Annotated in this window: 29 protein-coding genes; 17 read left to right on the top strand and 12 right to left on the bottom strand. The window is 63.5% G+C overall.

Annotated elements, in window-relative coordinates:
• Nucleotides 1-45: 45 nt before the first annotated feature.
• The 10 genes from bamA to ACLB6G_RS12490 form a co-directional block, all read right to left on the bottom strand.
• Complete coding sequence (bamA, locus tag ACLB6G_RS12535; RefSeq protein ID WP_410356523.1) at nt 46-2,484, bottom strand: outer membrane protein assembly factor BamA; 2,439 nt, start codon at nt 2,482-2,484, stop codon at nt 46-48.
• 213 nt (nt 2,485-2,697) lie between these two features.
• On the bottom strand, nt 2,698-3,846 hold the full coding sequence (rseP, locus tag ACLB6G_RS12530) for an RIP metalloprotease RseP (protein WP_410356522.1): 1,149 nt from the start codon (nt 3,844-3,846) through the stop codon (nt 2,698-2,700).
• A 74-nt stretch (nt 3,847-3,920) separates the two neighbouring features.
• Nucleotides 3,921-4,757 carry a phosphatidate cytidylyltransferase gene (locus tag ACLB6G_RS12525; protein WP_410356521.1) on the bottom strand — a complete coding sequence of 279 codons (837 nt, stop codon included), beginning with the start codon at nt 4,755-4,757 and terminating at the stop codon, nt 3,921-3,923.
• Nucleotides 4,757-5,473: an isoprenyl transferase gene (locus tag ACLB6G_RS12520; RefSeq protein ID WP_410356520.1), complete on the bottom strand. Its 717-nt coding sequence runs from the start codon at nt 5,471-5,473 to the stop codon at nt 4,757-4,759. Before ACLB6G_RS12520 ends, ACLB6G_RS12525 begins: the two co-directional genes overlap by 1 nt.
• A 47-nt stretch (nt 5,474-5,520) precedes the next feature.
• A complete protein-coding gene (gene frr, locus ACLB6G_RS12515; RefSeq protein WP_410356519.1) occupies nt 5,521-6,081 on the bottom strand; it encodes a ribosome recycling factor in 561 nt (186 codons plus the stop codon).
• 42 nt (nt 6,082-6,123) lie between these two features.
• On the bottom strand, nt 6,124-6,846 hold the full coding sequence (gene pyrH, locus ACLB6G_RS12510) for a UMP kinase (protein WP_410356518.1): 723 nt from the start codon (nt 6,844-6,846) through the stop codon (nt 6,124-6,126).
• 109 nt (nt 6,847-6,955) lie between these two features.
• Nucleotides 6,956-7,879 (bottom strand): translation elongation factor Ts, encoded by a 924-nt coding sequence (gene tsf, locus ACLB6G_RS12505; RefSeq protein ID WP_410356793.1) that lies wholly within the window; start codon nt 7,877-7,879, stop codon nt 6,956-6,958.
• Between the two features lie 156 nt (nt 7,880-8,035).
• The gene (gene rpsB, locus ACLB6G_RS12500; protein WP_410356517.1) at nt 8,036-8,830 is read right to left on the bottom strand and encodes a 30S ribosomal protein S2; all 795 of its coding nucleotides are present in this window, start codon (nt 8,828-8,830) and stop codon (nt 8,036-8,038) included.
• Between the two features lie 173 nt (nt 8,831-9,003).
• Nucleotides 9,004-9,606, bottom strand: coding sequence for a flavin reductase family protein (locus ACLB6G_RS12495; protein WP_410356792.1), 603 nt, complete (start codon nt 9,604-9,606; stop codon nt 9,004-9,006).
• Nucleotides 9,606-10,136 carry a nitroreductase family protein gene (locus tag ACLB6G_RS12490; RefSeq protein ID WP_410356791.1) on the bottom strand — a complete coding sequence of 177 codons (531 nt, stop codon included), beginning with the start codon at nt 10,134-10,136 and terminating at the stop codon, nt 9,606-9,608. Before ACLB6G_RS12490 ends, ACLB6G_RS12495 begins: the two co-directional genes overlap by 1 nt.
• 162 nt (nt 10,137-10,298) lie before the next feature.
• On the opposite strand from ACLB6G_RS12490, the gene ACLB6G_RS12485 reads away from it, so the two are divergent.
• The 8 genes from ACLB6G_RS12485 to ACLB6G_RS12450 all read left to right on the top strand — a co-directional run bounded on the left by ACLB6G_RS12485 (nt 10,299) and on the right by ACLB6G_RS12450 (nt 18,134).
• Entirely contained in the window at nt 10,299-11,246 is a 948-nt protein-coding gene (locus tag ACLB6G_RS12485) for a hypothetical protein (RefSeq protein WP_410356516.1), read from the top strand.
• 184 nt (nt 11,247-11,430) lie between these two features.
• A complete protein-coding gene (locus tag ACLB6G_RS12480; protein ID WP_410356515.1) occupies nt 11,431-12,669 on the top strand; it encodes a pilus assembly protein TadG-related protein in 1,239 nt (412 codons plus the stop codon).
• A 55-nt stretch (nt 12,670-12,724) separates the two neighbouring features.
• The gene (locus ACLB6G_RS12475) at nt 12,725-12,952 is read left to right on the top strand and encodes a hypothetical protein (RefSeq protein WP_410356807.1); all 228 of its coding nucleotides are present in this window, start codon (nt 12,725-12,727) and stop codon (nt 12,950-12,952) included.
• 152 nt (nt 12,953-13,104) lie between these two features.
• Nucleotides 13,105-14,229 (top strand): extracellular solute-binding protein, encoded by a 1,125-nt coding sequence (locus ACLB6G_RS12470; protein ID WP_410356514.1) that lies wholly within the window; start codon nt 13,105-13,107, stop codon nt 14,227-14,229.
• A gap of 63 nt (nt 14,230-14,292) precedes the next feature.
• The gene (locus tag ACLB6G_RS12465; protein ID WP_410356513.1) at nt 14,293-15,381 is read left to right on the top strand and encodes an ABC transporter ATP-binding protein; all 1,089 of its coding nucleotides are present in this window, start codon (nt 14,293-14,295) and stop codon (nt 15,379-15,381) included.
• 3 nt (nt 15,382-15,384) lie between these two features.
• Nucleotides 15,385-16,566: an ABC transporter permease gene (locus ACLB6G_RS12460; protein ID WP_410356512.1), complete on the top strand. Its 1,182-nt coding sequence runs from the start codon at nt 15,385-15,387 to the stop codon at nt 16,564-16,566.
• Nucleotides 16,567-16,593: 27 nt separating this feature from the next.
• Entirely contained in the window at nt 16,594-17,433 is an 840-nt protein-coding gene (locus ACLB6G_RS12455; RefSeq protein ID WP_410356511.1) for an ABC transporter permease, read from the top strand.
• Nucleotides 17,430-18,134 (top strand): hypothetical protein, encoded by a 705-nt coding sequence (locus tag ACLB6G_RS12450; protein WP_410356510.1) that lies wholly within the window; start codon nt 17,430-17,432, stop codon nt 18,132-18,134. Before ACLB6G_RS12455 ends, ACLB6G_RS12450 begins: the two co-directional genes overlap by 4 nt.
• Here the strand turns inward: ACLB6G_RS12450 and ACLB6G_RS12445 are convergent.
• Nucleotides 18,113-18,712, bottom strand: coding sequence for a tetratricopeptide repeat protein (locus ACLB6G_RS12445; RefSeq protein WP_410356509.1), 600 nt, complete (start codon nt 18,710-18,712; stop codon nt 18,113-18,115). The genes ACLB6G_RS12450 and ACLB6G_RS12445 overlap by 22 nt on opposite strands.
• Nucleotides 18,713-18,807: 95 nt before the next feature.
• On the opposite strand from ACLB6G_RS12445, the gene ACLB6G_RS12440 reads away from it, so the two are divergent.
• On the top strand, nt 18,808-19,662 hold the full coding sequence (locus ACLB6G_RS12440) for a phosphodiesterase (RefSeq protein ID WP_410356508.1): 855 nt from the start codon (nt 18,808-18,810) through the stop codon (nt 19,660-19,662).
• Between the two features lie 5 nt (nt 19,663-19,667).
• Here ACLB6G_RS12440 and phnF read toward each other — a convergent pair whose 3' ends face one another.
• Nucleotides 19,668-20,408 (bottom strand): phosphonate metabolism transcriptional regulator PhnF, encoded by a 741-nt coding sequence (gene phnF, locus ACLB6G_RS12435; protein ID WP_410356507.1) that lies wholly within the window; start codon nt 20,406-20,408, stop codon nt 19,668-19,670.
• A gap of 116 nt (nt 20,409-20,524) precedes the next feature.
• Here phnF and phnG point away from each other — a divergent pair, with 116 nt between their 5' ends.
• The 8 genes from phnG (at nt 20,525) to phnC (ending at nt 26,747) form a co-directional block, all read left to right on the top strand.
• Nucleotides 20,525-20,980, top strand: coding sequence for a phosphonate C-P lyase system protein PhnG (gene phnG, locus ACLB6G_RS12430; protein WP_410356506.1), 456 nt, complete (start codon nt 20,525-20,527; stop codon nt 20,978-20,980).
• Nucleotides 20,980-21,636, top strand: coding sequence for a phosphonate C-P lyase system protein PhnH (gene phnH, locus ACLB6G_RS12425; protein WP_410356505.1), 657 nt, complete (start codon nt 20,980-20,982; stop codon nt 21,634-21,636). Before phnG ends, phnH begins: the two co-directional genes overlap by 1 nt.
• 3 nt (nt 21,637-21,639) lie before the next feature.
• The gene (locus ACLB6G_RS12420; protein ID WP_410356504.1) at nt 21,640-22,746 is read left to right on the top strand and encodes a carbon-phosphorus lyase complex subunit PhnI; all 1,107 of its coding nucleotides are present in this window, start codon (nt 21,640-21,642) and stop codon (nt 22,744-22,746) included.
• Nucleotides 22,743-23,621: an alpha-D-ribose 1-methylphosphonate 5-phosphate C-P-lyase PhnJ gene (locus tag ACLB6G_RS12415; RefSeq protein WP_410356503.1), complete on the top strand. Its 879-nt coding sequence runs from the start codon at nt 22,743-22,745 to the stop codon at nt 23,619-23,621. Before ACLB6G_RS12420 ends, ACLB6G_RS12415 begins: the two co-directional genes overlap by 4 nt.
• Nucleotides 23,618-24,436, top strand: coding sequence for a phosphonate C-P lyase system protein PhnK (gene phnK / locus ACLB6G_RS12410; protein WP_410356502.1), 819 nt, complete (start codon nt 23,618-23,620; stop codon nt 24,434-24,436). The genes ACLB6G_RS12415 and phnK overlap by 4 nt, the downstream gene beginning before the upstream one ends.
• A gap of 4 nt (nt 24,437-24,440) precedes the next feature.
• Nucleotides 24,441-25,148 (top strand): phosphonate C-P lyase system protein PhnL, encoded by a 708-nt coding sequence (phnL, locus tag ACLB6G_RS12405; RefSeq protein ID WP_410356501.1) that lies wholly within the window; start codon nt 24,441-24,443, stop codon nt 25,146-25,148.
• Between the two features lie 3 nt (nt 25,149-25,151).
• The gene (locus ACLB6G_RS12400) at nt 25,152-25,769 is read left to right on the top strand and encodes a DapH/DapD/GlmU-related protein (RefSeq protein ID WP_410356500.1); all 618 of its coding nucleotides are present in this window, start codon (nt 25,152-25,154) and stop codon (nt 25,767-25,769) included.
• A 123-nt stretch (nt 25,770-25,892) separates the two neighbouring features.
• Entirely contained in the window at nt 25,893-26,747 is an 855-nt protein-coding gene (gene phnC / locus ACLB6G_RS12395; protein ID WP_410356499.1) for a phosphonate ABC transporter ATP-binding protein, read from the top strand.
• Nucleotides 26,748-26,770 lie beyond the last annotated feature (23 nt).

Here is a 26,770-nt window from a genome sequence, read left to right as displayed (position 1 = left end):
GGCACCCGCGCCGGGTTCAGCAAGGAACCGACAGGCCGGGCCGCGTCAGAAGCGGCCCGAAATGCCGAAGTTGAAGTTCTCGATCTCGTCCCCGGTCTGCTTGACGAAGGGAACAGCATAATCGACGCGCAGCGGACCGAACGGCGACTGCCAGATGAGCGAGGCGCCGGCCGAAGCGCGCCATTCCATGCCTGTTCCGAGCGCGCCGGCATAGGCAGCACCGGTCGGCACACCATAGAGTGTCGCCACATCGGCGAAGACCGCGCCGCGAATACCCAGCGATTCCGGCAGGATCGGCATCGGGAACTGGAGTTCCGCCGAACCGTGGAAATAGGTCGTGCCGCCGATATGATCGATCAGGCCGCCGCCGATGTTCTGGTAAGGCCCGAAACCGTTGTAGGCGAAACCACGGATCATCCGGTCAGAATTCTTGAACAGGTCAAACTGGCGGATCGGATTGTTGCCGATCTGCGCGGTATGACCAGCGCCCGCGGTCAGCAGTCCGACAAGATCCAGTTCCTCGTTCAACTGCTTGTAATATTGTCCGCGCGCGGTGAACTGCATGTAATGCGCATCGCCGCCAATGCCGGCATATTCCGCGCTGAACTTGGCATAGATGCCGTCGCGCGGGTTCTTCATGTCGTCGATCGTGTTGTAGAGCAACGCGGCGCTGACAGAGGACTTGACCCACGGACTGTTGGCAATCGCGTCAAGCGTGGCTGTCGGCAGCGGGCAGTTTGTCGGTATGGCCGAGCCGCAATCGGTGGGCAGACCGCGATAGGTCGGCCTGTTGAACAGGGGATCGGTTGCCGGCAGGTTCGCCGTGTTGGCCTGCTTGTCCATCGTGTAGCGTTCGCTGGACAGGTTGTAGGCCAGTTGCGTCGTCAGCGCATGAGTGATCGGTAAGCCGAACCGCACCGTGCCCCGCGTTACCTCGGTATCATAGAAGGTGCCGTCCGTCGTTTCGCGAGCAATGTCGAAACCGGCCGCAATGCGCCGTCCGAGGAAATACGGCTCGGTGAAGGACACCGAGTAGTCACGCGAATCCTGTCCGCCACCGGCGGAGAAGCGGATGAACTGGCCACGGCCGAGGAAGTTGCGCTCCGCGATGGAAAGCTCGACCTTGGGTCCGGGATTCTCGCCGCCGGTCACATAACCGCCGCCGATGGAGAATTCACCGGTCGACTTCTCCTTGACGTCAACGACGATGACGACCTGGTCGCCCTCCGAACCCTGCTGGGTCGAGATGTTGACGGAGTCGAAATAGTCCAGATCCTCGAGGCGGCGCTTGGCGCGCTGGAGAAGCACCTGGTTGAAGGCGTCACCCTCGGCGATGTCGAATTCGCGGCGGATGACGTAATCGCGGGTGCGATCATTGCCGCGGATCTCGATGCGCTCGACATAGGTCCTGGGACCCTGGTCGACCGTGTAGACGACCGAAATGGTGCGGTTGGTGAAATCACGGTCACCGCGCGGGGTGACCTGCGCAAAGGCATAGCCCTCACCGGCCACGTTCTCGGTCAGCCCGACAATGCTGTCCTCGACATTCTTGGCGCTGTAGACATCGCCGCTGTCGGTCTCAACGACACGCTTGAGCTGCTCGGTATCAACACCCGGGATCGTGCTCTCGATCTGCACGTCGCCGAACGTGTACCGCTCGCCCTCGTCGATGGTGAAAGTGATGCGGTACTCGTTCTCTGTCTCGTCGAGCGTCGCGTCGGCGGAAATCACACGGAAGTCCGCATAGCCGCGATTGTAGTAGAAGCGGCGAAGGGCTTCCTCGTCGGCGCGCAGCTTGTTCTCGTCATAGACGTCGTCGCGCATGAGGAAGGAGAGGAAGTTCGACCGCTTGATGGACACGACATCGCGCAGGCGCCGATCCGAAAAGGCATTGTTGCCCACGAAATCGATATTGGCGATCTTCGTGCGGCCGCCTTCCTGGATGTTGAAGACGACGTTGACCCGGTTCTGGCCGACATCGATCACTTCCGTGGTGACGACAGCATCCGAGCGGCCGATCCGCCGGTAGGACTCACGCACGGTGTCGGCGTCGATCTCGAGGGTCGCCGGCGAGAACCCGCTGCGCGGCTGAGTCTGGACGCGCGCGGCAAGCTGCTCGTCCTTGATCTTCTTGTTGCCCTGGAAGAGCACCTGGTTGACGACCTGGTACTCGGCGACCTCGACGACGAGGGTCGACCCGACCTGATTGATGCGGACATCGGAAAAGAGGCCCGTGGAAAACAGCCGCTTCACGGCCTCGTCGATATCGGCGGCACCGAAATTGCGGCCCGGCTTGATGTCGATGTAGGAGCGAATCGTGTCGTCATCGACGCGGGTATTGCCTCGCACGTCGATCGCGCGCACCACGGCCGCGTGAACCTCGGCCACCGTCGCGACCTGCAGTGCGACCGACCCGGTCACAGCAAGACCGGCGGACAGCGCTACCGCGGAAACGGCGCTCTTGAAATGGGATGATGCCTTCATCAGGTTCAATTACCTTGTTTCTCGAAGTCCCCTGGCGAGAATACCGGGCAATTTCCGGCGCTTGCTCCACACCGTAATACCCGGATTTTCAACACAAGCAAGGCTGGCGGTTAAATTGTGTTTACTAAGTCCGCCACCGTGGCTTTAACGCCACGCCCGACTGCAACCATGGTAAACAATCGCTAAATCGCCGTTGCCCGGGAACCTCCCACTCTACATCCTGCACGCAACGAGGTCGTTCCAGAAAACGAACCCCATGAACAAAAGCACGACCAGAAACCCGCCCTTGTAAACCGACTCAAGGGCCGCTTCCGAGACAGGCCGCCCCTTCACCGCCTCGATGGCGTAGAACATCAGGTGGCCGCCATCAAGAGGCGGAATGGGCAACAGATTGAGAATTCCTATTCCGACCGACAGCATGGCGATCAGTTGCACCAGCCAGACGAAGCCCTTGGCAGCCGCCTTGCCCGCCATGTCGGCGATCTTCACCGGCCCGCCAAGCTGGCATCGGTCTTCACGTCCCATGACAAGACGTTTCATGAATTGACCGGTCGCGACGATGATGTAGCCGGTTTCACTGACGGCGTGGCCGAGCGATTCGAGCGGGCCGAGTTCGATATGGCGGGTCGCATTCGGCGATGTGTCGGCCTGGATGCCGATCAGGTAGCGGGTGATCCGGTTGCCGAGCGGATCGGTCTGTTCCACCTGCTCCGGCGTGACAGTCAATTCCACCTGCTCGCCGTTGCGCTCGACAACGAAGCGGATCGGCTCGCCCGCCTGGGTCGGGACATAGCGCTGGATATCCGTGAAGTCGGTGACCGGAACACCATCCATGGACACGAACCTGTCGCCAGGCTCGAAACCTGCCGCGGCCGCCGGACCGTCGGCAACCAGTTCGCCGACAACCGCATCCATCTCGTAGCGGCCGCTGGTGGCAAACATGACCGCAAAGACGATGATGGTGAGGATGAAATTGAACACCGGGCCCGCCAGCACGGTGAGGAAGCGCTTCCAGACGGGCTGCAGATGAAAGGCGCGGCTGCGCTCGGCTTGCGTGAGGCCTTCCAGTTCGCCTTCGTCCGCGGTGGAACTCGTGACCGTCATGTCGCCGAGGAACTTGACGTATCCGCCAAGCGGAATGAGCGACAGTTTCCAGCGCGTGCCATGGCGGTCGGTAAAGCCTGCGATCTCGGGTCCGAACCCGATGGAAAAGGACTTCGCGGCGATGCCGCACCAGCGGCCGACCAGATAGTGCCCCATCTCGTGCACGAAGACGACGATGACAAGAACGAACAGGAACGGGACGATCACGCCCAGCAGGATGCCATCCGTTCCGGCAAGTGAAGTCAGAAGATCCGACACGTATTCTTCCCTACGCTAGGCGTTCCCGATCCCGCACACTCGGCCGCGAGCGAGGCAACACGATGGCAGCGTTTCTAACGCCATCCAAAAGCGGGAAAAACCCCCGATGCCGGAGAATCCGCCCCCCCGGTGACGACGCAGAAGAGGTAGAGAAGGATGGCGGCGATGACAAGTGCGTCAACGCGGTCCATCACGCCTCCGTGACCGGGTATGAGGTTCGAGCTGTCCTTCACGCCGGCCTTGCGCTTGATCGCGGATTCGAACAGGTCGCCGCCTTGCGAAACGACGGACATGGCCACGGCAAGGAGCGGCACCGTCCATGCGCCGGCGCCCGCCATGCCGCCGGTCAGGGCCATCACGCCGATGCCGGCAGCCACGCCGCCGGCCGCGCCGCCAATCGCGCCGGAAATGGTCTTGCCCGGCGAAATGGACGGGGCAAGCTTCGGCCCGCCCAGCGCCCGGCCGCAGAAATAGGCCGCGATATCGGTGCCCCAGACCACGGCAAAGAGGAACAGAATAGCCGTCAGCCCGGAAGGGTCGGCACCGCGCAGCTTGGCAAGCACCAAGGCTGGTGCCGCCGCATAGACAAAGCCGAGCGCACCGATGCCGCCCTGACCGCGCAGGATGCCCAGCGCGAGCAGGATGAAACCGGCGCCCGCGATCAGAAGGCCGGTCCAGGCCGCCGGAACGTCGGCGAGGATTGCCGCGGCCACGGCCGCGATGGCGGCCCATGCCATGGCGCGAACCATGGGGTGCAGCCTGTCGCGATGCATGGAAAGCCATTCGTGCATCACCGCCACGCCGATGACCGCAGCGACGAAGCGGAACCAGATTCCGCCCAGCCAGGTCAGCGTCAGGACGATGGCCGCCAGGATGAGTGCCGAGATGACGCGCTGACGCAGATTGCTCACTAGGCGATATCCTGTTGCCGCAAGCCGCCGAAGCGGCGGTCACGTGCCGCGAACGCCTCGACGGCTTCGCGAAGGTGACGTTCCGAGAAATCCGGCCAGTAGCAGTCGGGAAACAGGAACTCGGCGTAAGCGGACTGCCAGAGCATGAAGTTGGAGAGGCGCAGCTCGCCGCTCGTGCGGATGAGGAGGTCCGGATCGGGCATGCCGGCGGTATCGAGATGGCCGGAAATCATGTCCGCGCTGACGTCGCAGGCAGCGATCTCGCCGCGCTCCACGCGTTCGGCGATCTGCTGCATCGCCCGGGTGATCTCATCGCGGGCGCCGTAGTTGAACGCGATGACCAGCGTCAGCCCGGTATTGTCGCGGGTCAGCACTTCCGCCTCGTCGATCAGCGCGACGAGATCGCGGGCCAGGCCTTCCCGGTCGCCGATCATGCGAACGCGCACGCCGTTGGCGTGGAGTTCGGCCAGGTCGCGGCGCACGAACAGACGGAACAGCCCGAGCAGATCGGTGACCTCGCCTGGCGGGCGCGACCAGTTCTCCGAGGAAAAGGCGTAGACCGTCAGATAGTCCAAGCCCATGTCGCCGGCGGCGCGCACGGTCCGGCGCAAGGCGTCCACGCCGGCCTTGTGGCCGGCGCTGCGCGGCAGGTGCCGCTGTTCGGCCCAGCGGCCATTGCCATCCATGATGATCGCCACATGGGCGGGTTGTGACATGACGTGCCCCGGTCCTCGCGATCGGTGGCCGCGCGCGCCGGCGCGGCTCAAACCTGCATGATCTCGGCTTCCTTTTCATGGCCGAGCTTGTCGATGCGCGCAATGGTGTCGTCGGTCAGTTTCTGGACCCGGTCGGACAATGCGCGGTGCTCATCCTGGCTGATATCGCCATCCTTTTCGGCCTTCTTGAGGTGGTCCATGCCGTCGCGGCGAACGTGCCTGGCGGCGATACGCGCCTGCTCGGCATACTGATGGGAAATCTTTACCAGTTCCTTGCGGCGTTCCTCATTGAGTTCGGGAACAGGAATACGCAGCGTCGTGCCGTCCATGATCGGATTGAAGCCCAGATTGGATTCGCGGATCGCCCGGTCGACGGCGCCGACCATGGTCTTGTCCCAGACCGACACCGAGATCATGCGCGGTTCGGGAACCGAGACGGTGGCGACCTGGTTGATCGGCATGGCCGAGCCATAGGCTTCGACGGTGATCGCGTCGAGCAGGTTGGACGAAGCGCGCCCGGTGCGGATCGACGCCAGGTCGTTCTTGAAGGCGTTGACCGCGCCCTCCATGCGGCGCTCAAGATCTTTCATGTCGATGCCGTTGCTCATGCTTTCAATCCTCCAGTTCGGCCAACGGGACGCGCGTCCGCTTCAGGAATCGCGCACGACCGTACAACGGCCATTGCCACGCAGAATTTCGCCGAATCCGCCTTTTTCATGAATGGAATAGACGATTATCGGAATGTTGTTCTCACGCGCAAGCGCGATCGCGGCGGTGTCCATCACGTTCAGCCCGCGCGAGATGACCTCGTCATGCGTGATCTGCTCGAAGCGCTCGGCTTGCGGATCCTTCTTGGGATCGGCCGAATAGATGCCATCGACCTGCGTGCCCTTGAACAGGGCGTCGGCACCGATCTCGGCGGCGCGCAGCGCAGCGGCTGAATCGGTGGTGAAGAATGGGTTTCCGGTGCCGCCGGCGAAGATGACGACCTTGCCGGCATTCATGTAGGCAGTGGCCTGGCGCTGCGAAAAACTCTCGCACAATTCCGGCATGGCGATGGCGGAGAGCACGACGGCGTCAATGCCAAGCTTGACGAGAGAGGTTCTCAGCGCCAGGGAATTGATGACGGTGGCGAGCATGCCCATGTGGTCGCCGGTTACCCGGTCGCCGCCTTTCGAGGCCACGGCGACGCCACGGAAAATGTTGCCGCCTCCGATCACGATACCGACCTCGACCCCCATCGCGCGGGCTTCGGCGATGTCGGCGGCGATCCGGTCGACGACCGAGACGTCGATGCCGAACCCCTGCCCGCCCATCAATGCCTCTCCCGAGGCCTTGAGAAGAACACGGCGGTAGATGGGCTCGGACGTCATGGATTTTCCCTTGCTGATGCTGGCGGAACGGGGATGCGGATACACGAAGGGCGCCGCGTTGTCACGCAGCGCCCCATCGCATTTTTCTGCCGAACAGGCCGGCCGGGCATCAGCCCTTGGCGGCGGCCGCCACTTCGGCGGCGAAATCGGTTTCTTCCTTTTCGACGCCCTCACCCACGGCAAACCGCACGAAACCGGTCAGTTTCGCCGGCGCGCCGATTTCCTTGACGGCTTCGGCAAGCGCCTTCTCGACCGTCAGGTCGGGGTTCATGACGAAGGCCTGCTTCAGGAGGACGACTTCCTCGTAGAACTTGCGCATGCGGCCTTCCACCATCTTCTCGATGATGTTGTCCGGCTTGCCCGATTCGCGGGCCTGCTCGATGAAGATCGCCTTTTCACGCGCCGCCACATCGGCGTCCACTTCCGAGTCCGTCAGCGCCAGCGGATTGGTCGCGGCAACGTGCATCGCCACCTGGCGGGCAAAGGCCGCTGCCTTTTCCGCGTCGCCGTCCGTCTCGATGCCGACGAGCACGGCCAGCTTGCCGAGACCCTCGGCAACCGAGTTGTGGACATAGGTCGCAACCGCGCCCTTGCCGACCGACAGCTTGGCGGAACGGCGAAGCGTCAGGTTCTCGCCGATCGTGCCGACAGCGTCCTTCACGGTGTCGGCGACAGACTTGCCGGAGGCCGGATAGGTGGCCGCGCCGACGGCATCGACGGAACCGTCGGTCCCAAGAGCCGTCTTCGCGATGCCGGCGACCAGTTCCTGGAAGGCCTCGTTGCGAGCCACGAAGTCGGTTTCGGAGTTGACCTCCACCACGACGGCCGACGGGCCGTCGGAAGCGATGCCGACAAGGCCCTCGGCGGCAGTGCGGCCGGCCTTCTTGTCGGCCTTGGCAATGCCCTTGGCGCGCAGCCAGTCGACGGCGGCTTCCATGTCGCCGGCCGTTTCGTTGAGCGCGGTCTTGCAGTCCATCATGCCTGCGCCGGTCTTCTCGCGCAGTTCCTTCACCATTGCAGCGGTAATCGTCATAAGTCGCCTCGTCATGTCGAAATGCGAGGGCGCATCACACCGGCATCGATGCCGCCGCGATGCGCCGGAAAATGGACGCGGAAATCGCCCGCGTCCGGCTGGAATACGGTACGGCGCGTGACGGCGGCATGACAGCCGCCGTCACATGACCGCCAATCAGGCTTCGCCTTCGGCGCCCGGGGCGGCTTGTGCGCCCGTATCGCCGAGAGCCGGCTCGGCCGGTGCTTCTTCCGAAGCGCCAAGGTCGACACCCATGGAACCCTGCTGACGCGCGATGCCGTCGATGGCGGCGCGCGCGATCAGGTCGCAATAGAGCGAGATGGCGCGGGCGGCGTCGTCATTGCCCGGGATCGGGTAATCGACGAGGTCAGGGTCGCAGTTGGAATCGAGGATCGCGACGACCGGGATGCCAAGGCGCTTGGCTTCCTGGATGGCGATGGCTTCCTTGTTGGTGTCGATCACGAACATCAGGTCCGGCGTGGAACCCATGTCCTTGATGCCGCCGAGCGCGCGGTCGAGCTTGTCGCGCTCGCGCTCGAGGTTCAGGCGCTCCTTCTTGGTGAAGCCCTGGGCTTCGCCGGCCAGCAGTTCCTCGAGCTTGCGCAGGCGCTGGATGGAGTTCGAGATCGTCTTCCAGTTGGTCAGCATGCCGCCGAGCCAGCGGGAATTCACGTAATACTGCGCGGACCGCTTGGCAGCGTCGGCGACCAGATCGGAAGCCTGGCGCTTGGTGCCGACGAACAGCACGCGGCCGCCGCCGGCCACGGTGTCGGACACCGCCTTGAGCGCCTGGTGCAGCAGCGGCACCGTCTGCGAGAGGTCGATGATGTGGATGTTGTTGCGGGCGCCGAAGATGTAGCTCGACATCTTCGGGTTCCAGCGGTGGGTCTGGTGACCAAAGTGGACGCCGGCTTCCAGAAGCTGGCGCATGGAGAAATCAGGCAGAGACATCTGCGTCTATCCTTTCCGGTTGAACCTCCACGGGCAATGACGGCGTGTGCCGGCACCGGAGGACCGGACCGGATTTCTCCCGGTCAGGCCCGAAGCCCGTGTGTGGAATGGTCGCGCCATAATGCATTGCAGCGCGAAAGGCAAGCCTGCCCTGCCCTTCCGGGCGGGATCGATCACTCCCAGCGCGGCCGCCGCGCCGAAAAGATCCCGGTCACCTTTGCGTAGTCCATGTAGCCGAGCCTTGAGACCGTACCGGCCTTCACGATGTCGACAAGGCCGTCGGTCATGATCGATTCGTCGATATGGACGCCGACCACCTCGCCGAACACCAGGAAGACGCCGGCCATGCGGCCTTCCAGTCCGCGCGGCTCCTGGATGTCGGTCACGCGGCATTCCAGCGCGGCATGGGCCTCGGCCACCCGCGGCGTGCGCACCAGCCGCGAACCGGTTGGCGTCAGGCCGGCATAGTCGAATTCGGACGTGCCGCGCGGTGCATCCACCGAACTCTTGTTCATCTGCTCGAACAGGTCGGCGGAGACCAGGTTGCAGACGAACTCGCCTGTCTCGCGGGCATTGCGCACGCTGTCCTTCTCGCCTTCCGACGAGAAGAACAGGAGATGGGGATGGGTCGAGATGGCATTGAAGAAGGAATAGGGTGCCAGGTTGAGGCTGCCGTCCTTCGAGCGGGTCGAGATCCAGCCGATCGGCCTGGGCGCGACGATGGCCTTGAACGGATCATGCGGCAGGCCATGGCCTTTGGCGGGCTGGTAGAACATCATGCTTCCTCCGGTCCGGCATAGTCGCTCATGACATCGCCCGGTTCAGGGCGCGGCCGGTCCGGACGGCTTCCCTCGACCGTGCCGATGTGAACGAACCCGGCAACACGCTCGCCGGGCTTCAGGCCCAGAAGACGCCGCGCCTCGCCGTCCTCCGAATACCAGTTGGTGATCCAGTTGGCACCGTATCCCAGCGCATGGGCGGCATGGACGAGGTTCATGCAGGCCGCGCCCGCGGACAGGAACATTTCCCATTGCGGTATCTTGTCGCTTTCGCGCGGACATGAAATCACGCCGACGACCAACGGCGCCCGCGAGAAGCGCTCCAGTTCCTTTTCCCGCGCGCCCGGCGACAGAGGACCGTCGCGTTCCTCCAGCCGCGAGGCAAGCAGTTCGCCAACGCGGTGGCGCGCCTCGCCCCGGTAGAGAATGAACCGCCAGGGCTGCAGTTTTCCGTGGTCCGGAACGCGGGCGGCGATCCGGATCATCGTCTCGATTTCCTCCGGCCCCGGTCCGGGCTCCTTGAGCATGGGGATCGCCGGCGACTGGCGCGTCAGCAAATAGTCTGCAAGTGCATTCAATACCCGGTCCTCACTTGTGCATGGCAATGTCGGCCGGAATGGCCACAGGCTGGAGCCGCGGGCGGCTTTTCGGCCTTGAAATTGCCACCGCCTTGGGCTTGATGGCAAGCCATGAGCGCATGGACACACCGTCTGGACCGGATTCGCGCGGGCTTGCTGGCCCTCGCCGCTATCGCATGGATGATGCCGGCAGCGTCGGCGCAGAACGCCACCGGCCCCGATCTGCCACCGATCAGCCTGCCCGGCATCCGTGCCTATGCCCCCGCGCCCGATTCCGGACCGCTGGCTGTCCGGGCCGGCCGCCTCACACTCGCCGCCACCCTCGTGGAAGGCTCCGAACCGATCCCGCGCGGCATGGTCTGGCGGGTCTTTCTTCCCACGCCCGGCGATGACGGACAGTTGCCGCTCGTCGCCAGCGCCCAGGGCGGCAGCGCCGGGTTCGACCTGGCGCCTGGGTCCTATCTCGTCCACGCCGCGTTCGGCCGCGCGGGAGCGACCAAGCGCGTGACGGTCAATCCGGGCGAAACGCGAGCGGAAACGCTCGTTCTCGATGCCGGCGGGCTGAAACTCAACGCCATGCTGTCGGGCGGCGTCCGGATTCCGGCCCAGAAGCTCAAATTCTCCATCTACGACGTCAAGGAAGACGAGAACGGCGACCGGGCCCTGATCATCCCCGATGTGAAACCCGGAACGGTGGTGCGCCTGAATGCGGGGACCTATCATGTCGTCTCCACCTATGGCTCCGTCAACGCGGTGATCCGTTCCGACATCCGCGTGGAATCGGGCAAGCTGACCGAGGCCGTGGTGGAACACCGTGCCGCCCAACTCACGCTGAAACTTGTACGCGAGCGCGGCGGCGAAGCCATCGCCGACACGTCCTGGGTCGTGATGACGGAAGCCGGCGACATCGTGCGCGAGAATGTCGGTGCCTTCGCCTCCATGGTCCTGGCGGAGGGCAAGTATGTCATCGTGGCCAAGAACCGCGACCGCATCTACCAGCGGGATTTCACGGTTGTCGCCGGACAGAACCAGGACGTCGAGGTCATGACCGCGGAGTAGCGCCCGCGCCACCGGCCGGGGTCCATCACCGGCGATGGGCATGCGCATATCCGGGTGGTTCCGGTTTCGCTAAACTTGTTTCATGGCGGGAAGTGGGCCGTAAACCAAACGTCTTAGCGGAATTTAGATGTTTGTTTTTTAGTGTTTTTGGATGCGCTATCAATCATCCAAGGACAGGCCTGCCATGCCAGCGTTTCCCGGTGCCCTTGCCCGCTTCCTCCGTGATCGCGACGAAGGCAACTTCTCGATGATGTTCGCCGTCATGGCGGTGCCCCTGCTTGCCGCGGTGGCCTTCACGGTCGACTACAACAACATGCTGCGCCTGCGCGGAGAGCTGCAGAATGCCTCGGATGCCGCAACGCTCTATGCTGCCCGCTACTACGAGCTGAACAAGGCCTTGCCGCCGGTCTCGGAGATCAACGACTTCCTTGCCGCCAACGGCGATTTCGACGGTCTTGTCGTCACCGGGTATGGCTTCGAGGACAATGAGGTCAAGCTCGACACGCGGATTACCTATTCACCGCTCATCATGAGCGCGGTCGTCAACCAGGACTACGACATGGACGTCCGGTCAGCGGCGTTCATCTCGCCTGATACGCGTATCGAGGTCGCGCTGGTTCTCGACAATACCGGGTCCATGGCCTCGCAGGGAAAGATCGGCGGGCTGAAGGTCGCGGCGACCAATTTCACCAACACGCTTTTCGATGCGGTCAAGCCGACGGTCTCGGTGAAGGTCGGCGTGGTGCCCTTCGCCCAATATGTCAATGTCGGAACCAGCAACCGCAATGCGGCCTGGATGGACGTTCCCGCCGACACCGGAAGCCAGGTCTGGCGCGGTTGTGCGGGTTCGCGCGGCAGCGCCAGCGACAAGCTTGCCCTGACCGACGACACGCCGTCCGAGCGTTTTCCCGGCATCATGAACGCCACCTGCCCGAAACCGCTGCTTCCGTTGTCCGGCACCCGCGCTGACGTGCTGGCCAAGATCGACAACATGAACGCCAGCGGCATGACCTATATCGCCGATGGGGTCATGTGGGGCCTTCGCGTCCTTTCCCCGGTGGCGCCGTTCACGGAAGGCGCAGATCCGGTCACCACGGATGCCGTCGTCCGCAAGATCATGGTCGTGATGACCGATGGCGAGAACACGCGCGCGCCCAACTTTCCCGTTTCCGCCGACCACAACGGCACCAGCACCGCGCGCGCGGACAGCTGGACCCAGCAGGCCTGCAACTACAGCCGCCAGCAGGGCATCGAGGTCTATACGGTGACCTATGGAACGCAGGTGCCGATTTCGGCGAAGAACCTGATGAAGCGCTGCGCGAGCAGCCCGGCCAATTTCTATGACGCCGCCAGCACCGGCAAGCTCGACGAGGTCTTCCAGGAGATCGCGCTGAACCTGACTCGCCTGCGCCTGTCGCAGTGACCCGATGCGGGCCGCCGCCCGAACGGATGGCGGCCTCTTCCCGTAAAACGACTTCATGTTCGATGCGCACATCGTCGCCCACATGCTGGTTGTGGAGACGCTTGCGAAGATACGTCGTTCCCATTTCATGAAGAAGAAGGCGATCAAGGCGATTTGCCGGGACCTGAAAGTCTCGCGCAATGTGGTTCGCAAGGTGGGTTTCTCAGTGGGTCTGGATATCGCCAAGCACGTCTTCAAGGTGCACGGGTTGATGCGGGAGGTGCGGTTGCCACCCACCACATAAGGTCAGGCCGGCAAAGGCATCCTGACACGGAACTGTCGTAAAACTGTCAGGCATCTGTAGCAATCGCGAACTAACGGGATCGTGGTGGAGCGGATTTCTTGCCGCCGTCCACCCAAACCGGATTTCACGCAAAACCGCCCAGGAGTTTGCCCATGCTTTCGCGCCGTTCGCTTCTCAAGTCCACCGTGGCCACAACGGCCTTCGTCGCTGCGCCCGCCATTCTCAGGGCTACCGATGCCCTGGCCTCCTCCGGCCAGGTCAATGTCTTTGCCTGGGGCGACTACATCCAGGCCAACCAGATCGAGAAGTTCGAAAAGGACACCGGCATCAAGATCAACCTCTCGACCTACGGCTCCAACGACGAGGCGGAGCAGAAGCTCAAGGCCGCCGGCGGCAAGGGCTTCGACGTGATCTTCCCGTCGATCACCAACGGCAACAACTACTACCCCGACGGCCTGCTGACAGAACTCGACGAGGGCAAGCTCGTCAATGCCGGCAACCTGATCCAGTCCATGGTCAATGATTCCGTCAAGCTGGGCGGCACCTATCGCGGCAAGCGCATGCTGATGCCGTTCAACTGGGGTACCGAGGCGATCACCTTCAACAGCGCCGACATGCCGATCGCCGATGGCGACGTGTCCTATGGCTCGCTCTGGATGCCGGAAGCCGCCGGAAAGTCGGCCTTCCGGCAGAAATCGGTGATCATGGGTGTCGGCCTCTATCTCGATGCCAAGGGCGAGGTGAAGTCGGACCGCATGCTCGATGTCTACAAGTCCGAAGACGACGCCCGCCGCGTCTGGGACGCCTGCGCCCGCTTCGTCATCGACAACAAGGACAAGATCGCGGCCTTCTGGAACAATGCCACCGAAGCCACCAACGCCTTCAAGCAGGCCGGCGCAAAGATCGGCCAGACTTGGGATACGACCGGACTGCTGCTCAACCGTGAGGACGCGGCCTGGAAGTATCGCATGCCGAAGGAAGGCGGAATCACCTGGATGGATTCCGTCGGCGTTCCCTCCGGCGCCGAGAACATCGAACAGGCCTATGCCTTCATCAACGCGCTGATGACGCCGGAAATGGGTGGCATGATGTCGAAGAACACCAGCTACAACTCCGCCGTTGCCGGGGCCGCCGACTTTGCCGGCGACGAGTACAAGAAGCAGTTCAACGAGGTCTACAACGCCGAGAACCTTGCCAACCTTTGGTGGTGGCAGGCCGATACGCCCTGGTTTGCCCCGCTGCGCCAGGAATATGTCGACAAGATCACCAACGCCTGACCGGCGATGGCTCCGGAGAGGGCGCCCGCGCCCTCTCCTTTCACCGGCTTGCGGAGATGCTCCATGCATGGACAGGATGTCACCCTGAACGGCGTCTCGATGCGCTATCCAAACGGATTCGTTGCCGTGGAACCCACGGACCTGACGATCCGGGCCGGTGAGTTCTTTTCCATTCTCGGCCCTTCGGGTTGCGGCAAGACCACGATCCTGCGGATGATTTCGGGCTTTCTCGATCCGACCACGGGATCGGTTGCAATCGGTGGCAGGCCGATGGAGGGCATCGGCCCGAACCATCGCCCCACGGCACTCATCTTCCAGAACCTCGCCCTGTTCCCGCTCATGACCGTCCGGGAGAACGTCGCCTTCGGTCTCGAAGCCCGCGGCATGGCGAAAACCGAGCGCCGGCGGCGCGCGGACGAACTCCTGTCCCTCGTCGCCCTCGACGGCCAGGGCGGCAAGAAGCCGGGCGAATTGTCCGGGGGCCAGCGCCAGCGCGTCGCCGTGGCACGAGCGCTTGCCGTCGAACCGGCTGTCCTGCTGCTCGACGAGCCGCTTTCCGCGCTCGACCTGAAGCTGCGCCAGCACATGCGCGCGGAACTCAAGGACATCCAGCGCAAGACCGGCGTCACCTTCATCTACATCACCCATGACCAGGGCGAGGCGCTGACCATGTCGGACCGTGTCGCCGTGATGAACCGGGGACGCATCGAGCAGGTCGGCGATGCCGAGGAAATCTACAACGCCCCATCGACCGCTTTCGCGGCCACCTTCGTCGGCGAACAGAACCGCTTCTCCGGCACAGTCGTCGAAACCGACAATGAAACAGCCCTGATCGAGACTCCGCTCGGACGGTTGTCCGGCATCAACAGGCATGGCCTGAAGCGCGGCGACAACGCCCATTTGTTCATACGCCCGGAACGCATGGCGCTGGCGCTGAACGGTGCGGCCGCCGGCCTCGAAAACCGGGTGGAAGCTCAACTGGAACGCCGCGACCTTGAAGGGCCTTTCCTGAACCTTTTGATGCGCGCCGGCGGCCATCCCGTCACGCTTCACGTCACCAATGCCGGGGACGGACCTGCGCTGGCGCCCGGCCAGCCGGTGCCCATCGGCTTCCGTCGCAAGGACGCGATCGTCCTGCGCGCCGAGGACTGAGCAATGGACGGGCTCTATCGCAGTTTCGGCCGCCCGTTGACCTTCGGCCTGTTCCTGATCGTAGCGCTCTGGCTTTTCGGACTGATCCTGCTGCCGCAGCTTTCCATGATCCAGCGTGCGTTCCAGGTGGAAGACCGCGGTGGCGTTTCGGCGCAGCTTTCCGTCGAGATCGAGAAGCTCTATGTCCGGCAATTCGAGATCGACCAGCAACTGAAGGCGCTTGAACAACCGGCCGCCGCCGCACCCTCGCCGTTCGCGCCGTCGGTTGGTGGCGCGCCCGCCGCGCCGTCACCGAACGATCCCTTTGCCGGCCTGTCCGCCAGCAAGGTGCCTGCGGCCAATCCTGTCGAAACGGAGAAGAAACGGCAGGCGCTGATCGCCGAGCGTGCCGATGTCGTGGCGCAGATCGGAGAACTGGAAGCCCGTGAATCGGGTCCCGTTGCCGTCGACCTGCACTATTCGCTCGAGAACTTCACCTCCATGACGGCGGTGCATTTCCAGATCTTCATCGCAACGCTTTTCTATGCGCTCTGCGTGACCGTCCTGGCCTTTCTCGTGTGTTATCCGGTTGCCTATGCCGTGGCGATGGCCGGTACGCCGGACCGGGCGGCGCTGCTGCTGCTGGCGCTCGTCATCCCCTATGCCATCAACGAACTGCTGCGCATTTTCGCCTGGGTGATGATCCTGGAGCGCCAGGGCCTCATCAATTCCGTGCTGGACTGGCTGGGCATCATCGATTTCGCCGCCGGTGAAGGCTTCCGCTTCGTCGCTTCCAATGGCGCGGTCTTTGCGGTCATGGTCTATGCCTATGTCCTGTTCATGGTGTTTCCGATCTACAACACCGTCGAGACACTGGACCGCAACCAGATCGAGGCGGCCCGTGACCTCGGTGCCTCCACCTGGCGCATCCATACTCGCATCGTCATCCCGCATGCCAAGCCCGGCATCGCTGTCGGCGCCATCATGACATTCATGCTGTCGGCCGGTTCCATTGCGGTCCCTGAAATCGTGGGACGCGGCATGCATCCGGACTGGTTCAGCCAGGTGATCTACCGTCGCTTTTTCGAAGCCGACAGCTGGAACGAGGGCGCGGCCTATTCGCTTTCGCTGCTCGCCGCCTGCATGGTTTTCATTCTCGCCGTCATGACCGTGTTCAAGGTCGGCATTCGCGACATTGCCAGGTAGGACTGGCCTGTTTCGGGAGACGGATGCATGACCGATCAGACCGCGGCGATTCCGGCCCTGGCGCCCTTGCGGAAAGGGCGCGCCACGGCCGATTGGGGCGAGGCGATCCTCAACGGCTACCTCCTCCTGTTCTTCGCGTGGATGTTCCTGCCGCTGATCCTGATGGTGCTGGCTGCATTCAACGCCAATCCGACGCCTTCTGCCACCGAATGGCAGGGGTTCACGCTGGAATGGTTCGCAAGGCTTCCGCAGGACGATCGCTTCATGCAGGGCCTGGCGCATTCGCTGATCATCGCCGCGGGCGTCATCGCCACCGCCATCCCGATGGGACTGGCCGGGGCTCTCATTCTCTCCCGCATGCAATCGCGCGCCAACACCTTCCTCTACACCCTGCTTGTGTCACCCGTTCTCACACCAGGCATCGTTCTGGGCGCGACAACCATGATCTTCTGGCGCGACCTGTTCGGCGTGCAGGCCGGGCTGTTCACCACGATCATGGCGCAAGCTGCCTTCATTGCCGCCTATTGCATGCTCATGTTCATGGCCCGCCTGCAGCGCCAGGACCGTGTCCTCGAAGAGGCCGCGCTCGATCTCGGCGCCTCGCCCTTCTTCGCCTTCAGGCGCGTTACCCTGCCCTTTCTGATGCCGACCGTGCTGACGGCCGCCTTCATCGCCTTTCTGCAATCGATCGAGAACTACAACACCACGTTTTTCGCCATTGGCGGTTCCTGGACGCTGGTGACCGAAATCGGCAGCCGCATGCGGTTCGGCCTGTCGCCGATGATCAATGCAATCGGCGTCATCTTCATCGCCATAACCGTCATCGTTGCGGTTACCCACACGCTGGTGATACGAAAGCGCAAATGAAGATCACCCTGACCTGCCTGCCCGGCTACGAGGACCGCCTTCGCAGACCTTGCGCGGCCACCGGGTCTTTGCCGTCATGGGTCAGGGCCTTGCCCGCGAAGGCCCGAAGCGCCGTGCTGGATGGCGGCGAGGTGCGAACCGTCAAGCAATGCCCGCCCTTTCTCGACGCCATGCGTAGCGGGATCCTGTTTCCGCTGGCCTGCGACGTCCGGGTCCGCAACGGCATTTTCGAATGGGACTGGGACCTGCCCTTGCATCCCCTGGCGCGCATGACGCGTTCCCCTTTGGGTTTCCATGCACCGGAACAGGCCGCAGGTGTACCCGGTGTCGATCCACAGTCCTTCGCCGTCAAGTTCAACAATTTCTGGACCGTGGGCCTGCCGGAAGGATGGTCCATGCTGTTCATCCACCCTGTCAACAGGCTCGACCTGCCCTACCGCACGCTGTCCGGCCTGGTTGATTGCGACCATTGGCGTGACGGTTTCGTCCACTTCCCCGCCTTGTGGACCGAGCCGGATTTCGAGGGCGTGCTGCCGGCCGGCACGCCGGTGGCACAAGGCTTTCCAGTGCGCCGCGAAACGCTGGAACTGGACTTCCAGACCATGGATGATGCGGCGCTTTCCCGCCATCTCGAAGTCCAGGACAGCCTTCAGGCGGAACCGGGGCTTTACCGCAAGGCCTACCGCGCCGCGCGCGGCTGACAGGGCCGCAGCGCGAACCGCCCGCGCGCGCCCTGTGTCATGACCTTCAGGCGCAGCGCCGCATTTTCAGGGCCTGGACCCAGATCATCCAGCACCGCTTCACAACCATCAAGATCACCGGTCTCACGAAGGGCCGTCGCCAGCGCGGCGATGACGTCCGGACTTCCCGTTTTCGCCCGCGCGGCCTTGAGGTGTTCCAGCGCCTCGCCGGCGCGGCCGAGGCGCAGCAGGCACTGGCCGAGGTTGAGACGCGCATCGGCATCGCCAGGCTGGTTCTCCAGATGCGCCGCGAAACCTGCAGCTGCCTCCTGGAACAGGCCCTTGTCCATCTGCGCGCATGCCAGTTCGAACCGGGCATTGGAATGGCCGGGATCATGAGTCAGCGCCTGCGTCAGGTTGTCGATGCGCTCTTCGTGCCGGCCAAGTTCCTTGAGAACAAGGGCCCGATTGTAGAGGACGCCGGCATGATCCGGCATGATGACCACCAGCCCATCGCAGGCTTCCAGCGCCTTGGGCCAGTTGCCTTGCGCCACCGCCTTGGCGAAATTGCCCGCGAGCTTCTGAAGTGATGCTGTCATGATGACCGTTGCCAGTTTCGCAAAGTCATATCTTGTCACGGGAATGATAAGCAAGACGGCTAGAGGACGGCAATTCCAATCCCGAGGGGCGCGTGATGAAAATCGTCCATATCTCCGACATCCACATCAACCCGGAACCGATCCTGGGACTCGATCCGCTGGAGAACTTCCGCAAATGCCTTGCCCATGTCGAGCGCTTCCAGGGAGACGCCGACCGTGTGATCATCACGGGTGACCTGACCCACCACGGCCGTCCGGAAAGCTATGAATTGCTCCGGTCCATGCTGGCCGGCAGCAGCCTGACGGGGGAGCGCGCACCGCGCCTCCTGATCGGAAACCATGACAATCGCGCCAACTTCCGCGCCGCCTTTCCCGATACACCGGCTGATGAAGCGGGATTCGTTCAATGGACGGACGAGACCCCCGAGGGCGATTTCATCTACATGGATACCGTTCTTCAGGGGGAGCATGCGGGCAGCTATTGCGAGACCCGCCGCCTCTGGCTGGAGGGACAACTGGTCAATGCCAGGAACAGGGGCGTCGGTGCCTATCTCTTCATGCACCACAATCCGACCAGGGTTCATGTCGCCAATGCCGACCTTATCGGCATCCGGGAGGAAGAGGACCTCAAGGCCTTGCTGCGCAGGCATCGCGATACGGTGCGCCACATGTTCTTCGGACACTGCCATTACACGCTGAGCGGAACGGCGGCCGGCATCCCGTTTTCGGCGCCGCGCTCGACCAACCATACCTGCTGGCCTGATTTTTCCGGCGATGCCCGGCGGATGGGCTATGGCGAGCTGCAGCCCAACTACAATGTCTGCTTCATTCGCGGCGAGGACGTGGTCGTCCATTCCATCGACTTCCTGGACGAGGAAAAGGTGAAATGGGAGGTCACCGGCGAGGATGGCTGGATCACCGATCCCGGCGGCATCGCGATCGCAGGCTGACGCGTTCAGCCGCCAACCTTCAATGAAACCCGGTCGGCGGCGAAACGGGCGAGCGAAAACTGGATCGGCTTGCCATCCGGGTCGATATTGATGGCGGTAGTCACGAACACGATGGCGCCCGGCGCAAGCACGAGGACATGCAGGTCTTCCGGGCTGGCATGGCTGGCATCGATCAGCGTTTCGCGACGGGTATAGTCGTCCACGCCGGCATCCCGCAGTGCCCGGGTAATTGACCCGTGCGCCATGATCGCCGCGCCGATACCGGCAAAACGGCGCGCGTCGAACCAGTGCGTCGCGCAGGTGATCGGTTCGCCATCGGCATCACCAACGGTTTCCACGCGTATGACACAGCTTCCCGACGGCAAAGCGAGCGCGCGTGCCGCGGCTGCCGGTGCCGTCTCCTCCCGGTGTCCGGCGATGCGCGTCCTGGCCTGCGGTGTCTGGCCGTCGAGCGCGGCAGAGAACCGCGTCCGAAGGCCGATCGGATAGGTGAAACGCTCCCGCCGGACAATGAAGGTTCCGCGGCCCTGTTCCGTCCGCACGATGCCCTCGGCGGCGAGCGCGGAAAGCGCCGCGCGAATCGTATGCCGGTTGACCGAGAACGCGGCCGCGAGTTCCGCTTCCGTGGGAAGCTTTCCATCCGCATGAAACCCGCTATCGGCGATCTCGGCACGCAACCGGTCTGAAATCTGTCGCCAGAGGGCGACGCCCTTCTGCCTCGGCATCCGGGCTGTGTCGGGCTGCATTGGTCCTCCTTTCCAGGCGCTGGCAGGCCTGCCTGTCACATCGCCGTCACGCGGCCACTCTATTTCAAGAGTATCTCATCTACTTGTCTAAACAAATAGACAAAGAGGCAGACAGCATGGCATTGACCGACCAGCAGAACGCGCGCAGGGCCCGTATGGGCATTCTCGCCCGCAGTTCCGCACGCCATCTCATGGACCTCTGGACAAAGCTCGGCGAAGAACCGGAGCACAGCATCCTGCGCGGGCCCGAAACCGGCGCCATCACCGTGCGCGGGCGAATGGGCGGTGGCGGCGCGCCGTTCAACCTCGGCGAAGCGACGGTCACCCGGGCGGCGGTCGGCCTCGCGGATGGAACCGTTGGCCATGCGATGGTGCTTGGCCGGGACCTGGAAAAGGCGCGCATTGCCGCACTGGTTGATGCGCTGTGCCAGGACGAACGCCAGCTGGAGCGGATCGAAAGCGGACTTCTCACGCCATTACGCGTCGCGGAGGCAAGCGTCGAACGGACCCGGCGTGAACAGACTGCCGCGACGAAAGTGGACTTCTTCACCATGGTGCGGGGCGAGGATTGATGAACGCTTCTATGCCCAACCAGGCTGGCGTCTATGCCGGCGGCTTTTCCGACGCGGCCCGGCAGTCGCAGGCCGTTTTCCGGTGCCTGCTGGATGCGATGGCGCATCCCGGCACGCTGCACGCGATCGATGCCGCGGTCTTCGCTCCCGCTCCGGTCAGTGCCGCTTCGGCCGCTGTGCTTTTGACGCTGGCGGATGCCGACGTCACCGTGTGGCTCGGCGACGACCTCCGCGGCAACGATGCGTTGAAGGCATGGATCGCGTTTCACTGCGGGTCACGCGCCGTATCCGGGGAACGGGAAGCCGATTTCGTGCTGTGTTGCGACCCTCTTGCCCTGCCGGAAATCAGGCGCTTCCGGGCGGGGACGCAGGACTATCCCGACCGCTCCGCGACGATCGTCCTGGACGCCGGCGTTCTCAGCGCTACCGCACGCGACGGCCTTGCCGGACTGCGGCTGGAAGGTCCCGGCATTGCCGCCACCGCCGAACTTCATGCCAGGACCCTTCCCAAGGGCTTTCTTGGCCAATGGCAGGCCAATGGCGCGCTTTTCCCGCGCGGCATCGACATGATCCTCACCGGCATCGATGCCGCGAGCGGCAAACCCGCGGTTGCCTGCCTGCCGCGTACTGTCCGCATTTCCGGGGCAGGAGGCTGAACCATGTATGTCGCTGTCAAGGGTGGCGAAAAGGCCATCGACAATGCCCACCGTCTTCTGGCCGACCGGCGCCGCGGCGACCGCTCGGTCCCCGCGCTGACGCTGGAGCAGATCAGCGAGCAACTGGCCCTTTCGGTCGACCGCGTGATGGGCGAAGGCTCGCTTTACGATCGCCGGCTTGCAGCACTGGCGATCAAGCAGTCGCGCGGTGACCTGATCGAGGCGATTTTCCTCATCCGCGCCTTCCGGACCACCCTTCCCCGTTTCGGCTACAGCTTGCCGGTCGACACGGGCACCATGCTTCTGGAACGGCGCATCTCGGCCTGTTTCAAGGATTTGCCCGGCGGACAATTGCTCGGTCCGACCTTCGACTACACACATCGCCTGCTTGACCCGGACCTTGCCGGCGACCGGCCTGTCGATGAAGGCGCCCGCACCGATGCCGACACCGGAGCAGCGCCCCGCGTGACCGACCTGTTGGCCAGGGACAGCCTGATCGAGGACGACGGCGAAAGCGACCGGAATCGCCAACCAGGGGACCTCACGCGCAATCCGATGGAATTCCCGATGGAACGCGACACCCGGTTGCAGGCACTTGCCCGCGGCGACGAGGGCTTCCTGCTTGCGCTCGGTTATTCCACGCAGCGCGGCTATGCCCGCAGCCATCCCTTTGTCGGCGAAATCCGCATCGGCGAGGTGGATGTAGAGGTCGAGATCCCGGAACTGGGTTTCTCGGTCCCGGCAGGCCGCGTGCAGGTCACCGAATGCCAACTGGTCAACCAGTTCAAGGGTTCTGCCAGCGTACCGCCGCAATTCACGCGCGGCTACGGTCTCGTCTTCGGCCAGGCCGAGCGCAAGGCCATGTCCATGGCCCTTTGCGACAGGGCGCTGCGGGCCGGCGAACATGGCGAGGATGTCGTCGCACCGGCGCAGGACGAGGAATTTGTCATTTCCCATTGCGACAACGTGCAGGCGACCGGCTTCGTCGAGCATCTGAAACTGCCGCACTATGTGGATTTCCAGGCCGAACTCGACCTGATCCGGCGCATGCGCGCCAGCCATGGCGGCGCCACCGCAAAGACTGACGACGGACTGGAGGCGGCCGAATGACGAACGAGCACGGCGTCATCGCCCAGTACAACTTCGCCTACCTTGATGAACAGACCAAGCGGATGATCCGTCGCGCCATTCTCAAGGCGGTCGCCATTCCCGGCTACCAGGTTCCCTTTGCAAGCCGCGAGATGCCCATGCCCTATGGCTGGGGCACTGGCGGTGTCCAGGTGACCGCATCGATCATCGGGGAAGACGATTGCCTGAAAGTGATCGACCAGGGCGCCGACGACACGACGAACGCGGTCTCGATCCGCAAGTTCTTCGAAAAGACGGCCGGCATTGCGCCGACGACGAAAACGTCGGAGGCGACGATCATCCAGACCCGGCACCGCATCCCCGAGACGCCGCTCAGGCAGGGACAGATCCTCGTCTACCAGGTGCCGATCCCCGAACCGCTGCGCTTCCTGGAACCGCGGGAAACCGAGACACGGAAGATGCATGCGCTGGAGGAATACGGCCTCATGCACGTCAAGCTCTACGAGGACATCGCGCGCAACGGCCATATCGCCACAACGTACGCCTATCCCGTCAAGGTCGAGGGACGCTACGTCATGGACCCGTCGCCGACGCCGAAATTCGACAATCCCAAGATGAACAATTCGCCCGCGCTGCAGCTTTTCGGCGCCGGACGCGAAAAACGCATCTACGCCATCCCGCCCTACACACAGGTCGTCAGCCTCGATTTCGAGGATCATCCCTTCACGGTTCAGACATTCGACGAACCCTGCGCCCTGTGCGGGTCACGCGGTGTCTATCTCGACGAAGTCATCCTCGACGACCAGGGAGGGCGCATGTTCGTCTGTTCCGATACGGATCATTGCGAAGGCATGCGTTCAGCCTCCGGGAACACTCATGCGGAGGCAGCGCAATGACGGCCAACATCGCCCTCCCCGCCGCACCTGTTGCCGAGGCGGACGCCGAACCCCTGCTTTCGGTACGTAACGTAACGAAGCGCTATGGAGCACGGACCGGCTGCCGGGACATCTCCTTCGACCTGTGGCCCGGCGAAGTCCTCGCCATAGCCGGCGAATCCGGCTCCGGGAAGACAACGCTGCTGAACTGCATTTCCGCGCGTCTGCCGCTGACCGGCGGCAACGTGCACTATCGCATGCGTGATGGCGTCGTGGCGGATCTGGCGGACATGGAGGAAGCCGACCTGCGGATGCTGATGCGCACCGACTGGGGCTTCGTGCACCAGAATCCCGCCGATGGCCTGCGCATGACGGTTTCGGCCGGTGCCAATGTGGGCGAGCGCCTGATGGCGGTTGGCAACCGGCACTATGGCAATATCCGCAAGGAGGCGCTTACCTGGCTTGAAAGGGTGGAAATCGGCGCCGACCGCATCGACGACCAGCCGCGCGCCTTTTCCGGCGGCATGCGCCAGCGCCTGCAGATCGCCCGCAACCTGGTCACCGCACCGCGCCTTGTCTTCATGGACGAACCGACCGGCGGCCTCGACGTGTCCGTGCAGGCACGCCTGCTCGACCTTTTGCGGGGACTGGTCGCCGATCTCGGGCTTGCAGCCATCATCGTCACCCATGACCTTGCCGTGGCGCGCCTGCTCTCTGACCGGTTGCTGATCATGAAGGACGGCGCCGTTGTGGAACACGGTCTGACCGACCGCGTGCTGGATGATCCGCAGGCCCCCTATACCCAGCTTCTCGTCTCTTCCATCCTGCAGGTCTGACACCATGACGGTCATGCTCGAAGCCATCGATCTCGCAAAGAGCTTCACCATGCACCTGCGGCGCGGCGTGGTGCTTCCGGTCATCGCGGGCGCGTCCTTCCGCGTTCATGCCGGCCAATGCGCCGTTCTGGGCGGACCTTCGGGCGCAGGCAAGAGCTCGATCCTGAAAATGGCCTATGGCAACTATGCAGCCGGGGCCGGTCAGCTCCTCCTGACGACGCCGAATGGCCGCGTCGACGTGGTGAGCGCATCGCCAAGGCAAGTGGTTGCGCTCAGGAAGACGACGATCGGTTATGTCAGCCAGTTCCTTTCCGTCGTTCCGCGCGTCTCCTGTCTCGACATCGTGGCCGAACCCCTGGCCGCGCGAACGGGCGACCGGGACAGCGCCCGCAAGGCGGCGGCACGGCTTCTCGAACAACTCAACCTCGCGCCGCAACTCTGGGACCTGCCGCCGGCCACGTTTTCCGGTGGCGAACAACAGCGCGTCAATATCGCCCGGGGCTTCATCACCGACCATCCGGTGCTGCTGCTCGACGAGCCGACCGCATCCCTGGACGCGGTCAATCGGGACGTTGTCATCGCCATGATCAAGGAAAAGAAACGGAAAGGCGTGGCGCTGCTCGGCATTTTCCATGACGAACAGGTTCGCGAGCGGGTCGCCGACACGATTGTCGACGTGAGCGGCTTCCGGCCCAGGCAAACGGCGGCCTGACCGATGACGCGCCTTTCGCCTTCGCCGCTCATACACCCCACCGCCGAGGTCGCGGGTTCGACGCTGGGACGGTTCACCGAAGTGGCGGAACGCTGCCGCATCCAGGATACCGTGCTCGGTGACTATTCCTACATCATGCAGGATGGAAACGTCTGGTGCGCCGAAATCGGCAAGTTTGCCAACATCGCTGCCAGTGTGCGCATCAATGCCACCAATCATCCGGTCTGGCGCGCAAGTCTGCATCACTTCACTTACCGCGCCGGCGACTACTGGTCCGATGCCGAGAACGAGGCGGAATTCTTCGATTGGCGGCGCGAGCACGTGGTGACCATCGGACACGACGTCTGGATCGGGCACGGCGCGACCATCCTGCCCGGCGTAACCGTGGGCAACGGGGCGGTGATCGGCGCGGGCGCCGTGGTTTCGAAGGATGTCGAACCCTATACGATCATCGGCGGCGTGCCTGCCCGGCTGATCCGCTTGCGATTTGCGCAAGGCATGGGCGAGCGCATGGACCGGCTGGCGTGGTGGGACTGGGACCATGATCGCCTGCGCGCCGCGCTCCACGATTTCCGCGCGCTCGATGCAGCGGATTTTCTCGACAAGCACGAAGCCCTGTGAACGGCCGTAACAGCGCTGTGCACTGTCACCGAACTGTCACGGATGCGACATGGACGCTTCACACAACCGCGTTAGCGAAATCATGAACTCTTAATAATCTGCGGCTTGTGGACGGGATGGAACATGCTTGAACTCACCGATGTGACCCGCCGCTTCGGGGCCAACACGGCGGTCGATTCCGTCACGCTCTCCATCCCCCAGGGGCAGATGGTCGGCATCATAGGCCGGTCCGGCGCCGGCAAGTCGACATTGCTGCGCATGATCAACCGCCTCATCGGCGTGTCGGAGGGTGTCATCCGTTTCGAGGGAACGGAAGTTTCCGCCCTTCGCGGCAGTGCGCTTCGCAGTTGGCAGCGCGATTGCGCCATGATCTTCCAGCAGTTCAATCTCGTGCCGCGCCTCGATGTCGTGGCCAACGTGCTGCACGGAACCTTGAACCGCCGCTCGACGATCAGCACCCTGTTCAACATCTATCCGCGCGAAGACATCCTGCGGGCGGTGGATATCCTGGAAAGCCTCGGGGTCAGCGAGAATGCGCTGAAGCGGGCCGAAGCCCTGTCGGGCGGCCAGCAACAGCGCGTCGCAATCGCCCGGGCGCTCATGCAGGCGCCCAAGATGATCCTGGCCGACGAGCCCATTGCCTCGCTCGACCCGCTCAATGCAAAGATCGTCATGGATGCGCTCGCCAGCATCAACCGCGATCACGGCCTCACCGTCATCACGAACCTCCATACGCTCGACACCGCGCGCGCCTATTGCGAGCGGATCATCGGCATGGCGGCCGGAAAGGTCGTGTTCGACGGTCCTGCCAGCGAACTGACCACCGACGCGGTGCGCATGATCTACGGCGTCGCCGACGGCGAACTGTCGGAAGACATGACCTCGACCGCCCTTGAGGGGGCGGCTGCAAGATCGGAAGGAATTCCGCAAGCCGCCAGCCGGCGGATGCTGGAAACCGGTGCCGTCACCCCTGCCTGAGAACGGACCGGAACTTGAGAAAC

The organism is Zhengella sedimenti (genome assembly GCF_046506625.1).
Classification (GTDB): Bacteria; Pseudomonadota; Alphaproteobacteria; order Rhizobiales; family Rhizobiaceae; genus Zhengella; species Zhengella sedimenti.
The sequence above is the reverse complement of the archived record's forward strand: the minus strand, read 5'-3'. Positions and strand labels throughout refer to the sequence as shown.